Here is a 5,149-nt window from a genome sequence, read left to right as displayed (position 1 = left end):
GGCCCGGAGGCCGCGACGGCGCTTCGCCGCCTCGCCATCGAGGGCGTCGAGCGCCTGCGCGCCACGTTCGACGCGCTGAAGATCGACGGCGCGGCCCCGGTGTCGGGCCTTCTCAGCCTGCGCCGCTTCGACCTGGCCGACGACATGAAGCGGCACGCCGACACGTTCGCCCGGGACTTCGGCTATCGGCTCGATTACCTCGACCGGAAGACGCTTGCCGACCATATCGAGAGCCCGCGGTATTTCCACGCGCTCCACGATCCCCACGCCTTTCACATCCACCCGCTGAACACGCTGCGTGGCATCGCGGAGGAGGTCGAACGTCTGGGCGGCCGCATCTTCGAAGGAAGCCCCGTCGTGGGTGTTCACCTGGACGGGCCGGTCAAGCGGGCGCAGACCGCTGGCGGCATGGTCAACGCGCGCCACATCGTCTTCGCGACCGGCGGCTACACGGGTGCCGTGGTGCACAGACTGAGGCGCGCCGTCCTTCCGATCGCCACCTACATGATGGCGACCGAAGCGGCCCCCGACCTGATCGCGACCGCGATCCGGACCCGGGCCTTCATGTACGACGACCGGCGCGCGGGCGATTACTACCGGGTGGTCGAGGGCGGGCGGCGGCTCCTCTGGGGCGGCCGGATCACGACGCGGGCGGCCGATCCGGCAGGCATCGTGAGGGAACTCCGGCGCGAGATGCTGATCGCGTTTCCACAGCTCGATTCGCTGCGGACCGAACTCTCTTGGTCCGGCCTGATGGGCTATGCGCGCCACCAGATGCCGCAGGTCGGACAGATGGCGCCGAACGTCTGGCACATCACCGCCTTCGGCGGGCACGGGCTGAACACCACGGCCGTCGCCGGAAAGGTCGTGGCGGAAGCCATGCTGGGCGAGACCGACCGCATTCGCGTGTTCGCACCGTTCGGGCTGGACTGGGTGGGCGGCCCGGCCGGCCTCATCGCGGCGCAGCTCACCTACTGGAAACTCCAGCTTCAGGACCGCTGGCGTGAACGCGCCCTTGCCTGAGCGCGACGCCCCTGCCCGCGCGGCAACCTAGCCCCACGTCACGTCGTGATCGTAGAGCCAGTCGAAGCGGTCGAGGAGCACCCCCGGCGCGAAGCGGCCGGCGAGCCGCAACCCGAGGTGGGCGAGGTCGCGCCGCGCGCCCGAGAGGTGATAGTTCCGCGCATTGGCGTTGGCGGCGCCGACGATCCGCCGCACGCGCACCTCGCGCCGCGCCTGATAGGAAGGCAGCGCCGCTTCCGGCGCCGCGCGGGCGAGGCAGTCGGCCAGCACCCAGGCATCCTCCAGCGCCATGTTCGCCCCCTGGGCGAGGAAGGGCAGCGTCGGATGCGCGGCGTCGCCGAGGATCGCCGCCCCCTGCCCCTGCCAGCGCGCGGCGACGGGATGGCGGAAGAGCCCCCAGAGGTTCGGCCGCTCGATCCGGTCGAGCCAGCCGCGGACTTCCGGCACGAACGCCTCGAAGGCGATGCGGAGCGCGAGCGGATCGTCGGTGAGCGACCAGCTTTCCTCGGCCCAGCGGTCGCGTTCCTCGACCGCGACGATGTTCCTCAGCCGCCCGCCCCTCAGGGGATAGGTCACGAGATGCCGGCCCGCGCCCATGAAGACCCGCGCGACCGGCGGCAGGTCGCCCGTCTCCGGCAGCGTCGCGCGCCAGGCGACCTGGCCGGTGAAGAAGGGGGCAATGGTGCCGTTCAGCGCAGCCCTGACCCTGGAATGGAGCCCGTCCGCCCCGACCAGGAGGTCGCAGGCGATCTCCTCTCCCTGCGCCATCGTCAGACGCGGCGGATGGGCGCCGAGCGTCACCGTCTCCACCTTCTGCAGGAGCCGGATCGCCACGCCCGCCGCCCGGGCGCCAGCCGCCAGAAGGTCGATGAGGTCGGCGCGGTGAACGAAACGAAAGACCTCTCCGGGTCGCCGCCGGGCGAGATCGAGCCGCACGACGCGCCCTCCGGCCTCGCCGTCGATGAGGTCGACCGCCTCGGCGCGCTGCGATCCCGCCGCCAGCGCGTCACCGAGGCCCAGCGCCGCGAGCACGCGCGCGCCGTTGGGCGAGATCTGCAGGCCCGCGCCCACCTCGCGGATCTCGGGCGCCTGCTCCAGCACCGTCACCTCCGCGCCGCGGAGCGCAAGCGCGCGCGCCACGACGAGGCCCGCCACACCGGCGCCCAGCACCGTGACCGACCGGCCCTTCAGCATTGCATCCCTCCGAAACGCGAACCGCCGGCACCCTGCGGGTCCGGCGGCGCGATGTCCTTGCGACAGATCAAGGGGCGCGGCACCCGTCAGTCGTCGCGATGCACACGCTCGCGCCGTTCGTGCTTTTCCTGCGCCTCGAGCGTCATGGTGGCGATGGGGCGGGCGTCGAGCCGCTTCAGCGAAATCGGCTCACCCGTCACTTCGCAATAGCCGTATTCGCCGTTCTCGATCCGGCGCAGCGCCGCGTCGATCTTGGCGACGAGCTTGCGCTGGCGGTCGCGGGTGCGCAGTTCCAGCGCGCGGTCGGTCTCCTCGCTCGCCCGGTCGGCGATGTCCGGGACGTTGCGGGCGCTGTCCTGAAGCCCTTCCAGCGTCTCGGCGGACTGTTCCATCAGCTCCTCCTTCCAGACGAGAAGCTTGCGGCGGAAATACTCGAGCTGGCGCTCGTTCATGAACGGTTCATCTTCGGCCGGACGGTAATCGTCGGGAAGAAAGATTTCGGGTTTCATCTCCGCTCCCTTCCTTGGTCCGGCACCGGAAGTCGCAATCATTTCGGTCATCCGGAACTCCTTGGGCGCTCCCATATCTGATGCCGCGAGGGATGTCACTAGCCCAACCCCGCGCTTGCGGCATTTTGATGGCGCCGGTATGACTGTCCCCAAAATCTGCGACATCCCCCCGGAAAAACGATGAAATTCACCGGCACCGATCACTACGTCGCCACCGACGACCTCACCGTTGCCGTCAACGCTTCGGTCACGCTGGAACGCCCGCTTCTGGTGAAGGGCGAGCCGGGCACAGGCAAGACCGAACTCGCGCGCCAGGTGGCCGCCGCGCTCGGGCTGCCGATCGTCGAGTGGCACGTCAAGTCCACGACGAAGGCGCAGCAGGGGCTCTACGAATACGACGCCGTCAGCCGCCTGCGCGACAGCCAGCTCGGCGACGAGCGCGTGCACGATGTCAGGAACTACATCCGCAAGGGCAAGCTCTGGCAGGCCTTCGAGGCCGAGGGCAAGGTCGTCCTGCTCATCGACGAGATCGACAAGGCCGACATCGAGTTCCCGAACGACCTTCTGCAGGAACTCGACCGGATGGAGTTCTTCGTCTACGAGACCGGCGAGACGATCCGGGCGCGCCACCGCCCCGTCGTGGTCATCACCTCGAACAACGAGAAGGAGCTGCCGGACGCCTTCCTCCGCCGCTGCTTCTTCCACTACATCCGCTTCCCCGAGACCGAGACGCTGAAACGCATCGTCGGAGTGCATTTCCCCGGCATCAAGGAGCACCTCCTTTCCACGGCGCTGGCGCAGTTCTACGAGATCCGCGAGACGCCGGGACTGAAGAAGAAGCCTTCCACCTCGGAGGTGCTCGACTGGCTGAAGCTGATCCTCGCCGAGGATCTCGCCCCCGAGGACCTCCGGCGCGACCCGACGAGTCTTCTGCCGAAACTGCACGGCGCGCTTCTTAAGAACGAACAGGACGTGCAGCTCTTCGAGCGCCTGGCCTTCCTGGCCCGGAACCGCCGCTGACGCCGGGCGCGGCTCGGATCGCCCGTTATCCGGGCTAGCCGCCGCGGCGAAGGCAGGCTAGCGTCGGCCAGCCGCAAGAGGAACGCATGGCCCGCCCAGACACGCTCGTGATCCGCCCGATCGGGCCCGACGACGCGCCCGAGTGGCGCCGGCTCTGGCGCGCCTACCTCGGTTTCTACCGGACCGAACTGCCCGACGAGGTCTATGCGGCGACCTTCGCCCGGCTCCTCTCCGGCCGGGACGGGGAGTTCCGGGGCGTGCTGGCGCTGGTGGACGAAACGCCCGTCGGGCTTGCACATTTCCTCTTCCACCGGACCTGCTGGGCACTTGCCGACACCTGCTACCTTCAGGACCTCTTCGCCGACCCGGACCACCGCGGCCGGGGGATCGGCCGGGCGCTGATCGAGGCGGTCTATGCCGCCGCCGATGCAGAGGGGGCGGCCTCGGTCTACTGGCTGACGCAGGAGACCAACACGACCGCGCGGCGGCTCTACGACCGGATCGGCGTGAAGACCCCCTTCATCGAATACAACCGGACATGATCCCTTGCGCCGCGTCCTGACCGCCTGCCTCGCCGCGCTGGTTCTCTCCGCCTGCGGCGCCCCTCCGCCGGCCGCGCGCAATGCGGTCCCGGCCGCGCCCGACCTGCCACCGATGCGGCGGTTTGCGGCAATGCCCGCGGACCCGCCGCGCCGCTCCAACGCCGAGATGGCGCAGGATTTCATGGACCTCTCGTTCAACCTCGAAAGCGGGCGCAGCGTACCCGTCTTCACCCGGTTCGAAGGCCCGATCCGCGTCCGCATGACCGGCGCGCCGCCTGCCACGGCGGCAGGGGACCTCGGCCGCCTCCTCGCCCGGCTGCGCTCCGAGGCGGGCCTGCCGATCACGGCCGCGCGCCCGGACGAGCCCGCCGAGATCACCGTGGAGTTCCTGCCGCGCCAGACGATGCAGAGGCTCGTTCCCCGTGCGGCCTGCTTCGTCGCGCCGCGTGTGTCCTCGTGGAACGGCTACCGGCGCGCGAGCCGCGCCTCGCTCGACTGGGCCACGCTGCAGGTGCGCGACCAGGCGGCGATCTTCGTGCCGAACGACACCGCCCCGCAGGAGGTGCGCGACTGCCTGCACGAGGAACTCGCCCAGGCGCTCGGCCCCCTGAACGACCTCTACCGCCTGCCCGATTCCGTCTTCAACGACGACAACATCCACACCGTCCTCACCGGCTTCGACATGCTGATGCTGCGCGCGACCTACGCGCCCGGACTGCATTCGGGGATGACTGCGGGGGCCGTGGCGGAACGGCTGCCCGACATCCTCGCGGCGATCAACCCGCGCGGCGAACGCGGGCCCGCGCCGATGCCGGACCCGACGCCGCGCGCCTTCGTCGACGCGGTCGAGACCGCGCTCGG

At 70.0% G+C, this 5,149-nt stretch carries 6 protein-coding genes; 4 read left to right on the top strand and 2 right to left on the bottom strand.

The features are described from left to right. Positions 1-1,023: NAD(P)/FAD-dependent oxidoreductase (locus tag F9K34_RS16895; protein WP_291338284.1), on the top strand; the 1,023-nt coding region annotated here is incomplete at its 5' end. Between the two features lie 27 nt (positions 1,024-1,050). On the opposite strand, the gene F9K34_RS16890 is transcribed toward F9K34_RS16895, so the two are convergent. Beyond that, a complete protein-coding gene (locus tag F9K34_RS16890) occupies positions 1,051-2,217 on the bottom strand; it encodes an FAD-dependent monooxygenase (protein ID WP_291338283.1) in 1,167 nt (388 codons plus the stop codon). Between the two features lie 86 nt (positions 2,218-2,303). Further along, complete coding sequence (gene dksA, locus F9K34_RS16885; RefSeq protein ID WP_291338282.1) at positions 2,304-2,726, bottom strand: RNA polymerase-binding protein DksA; 423 nt, start codon at positions 2,724-2,726, stop codon at positions 2,304-2,306. Between the two features lie 180 nt (positions 2,727-2,906). On the opposite strand from dksA, the gene F9K34_RS16880 reads away from it, so the two are divergent. The 3 genes from F9K34_RS16880 to F9K34_RS16870 all read left to right on the top strand — a co-directional run. Further along, complete coding sequence (locus F9K34_RS16880) at positions 2,907-3,746, top strand: AAA family ATPase (RefSeq protein ID WP_291338281.1); 840 nt, start codon at positions 2,907-2,909, stop codon at positions 3,744-3,746. An 86-nt stretch (positions 3,747-3,832) separates the two neighbouring features. Beyond that, the gene (locus tag F9K34_RS16875) at positions 3,833-4,288 is read left to right on the top strand and encodes a GNAT family N-acetyltransferase (protein ID WP_291338280.1); all 456 of its coding nucleotides are present in this window, start codon (positions 3,833-3,835) and stop codon (positions 4,286-4,288) included. Positions 4,289-4,418: 130 nt separating this feature from the next. Further along, positions 4,419-5,149 (top strand): DUF2927 domain-containing protein (locus F9K34_RS16870; protein ID WP_436405760.1); only part of this gene is annotated, 731 nt, incomplete at its 3' end.

This window comes from Albidovulum sp. (assembly GCF_008933605.1).
In the GTDB taxonomy this organism is placed as follows: Bacteria; Pseudomonadota; Alphaproteobacteria; order Rhodobacterales; family Rhodobacteraceae; genus Albidovulum.
This window is presented reverse-complemented; position numbering and strand designations above follow the sequence as displayed.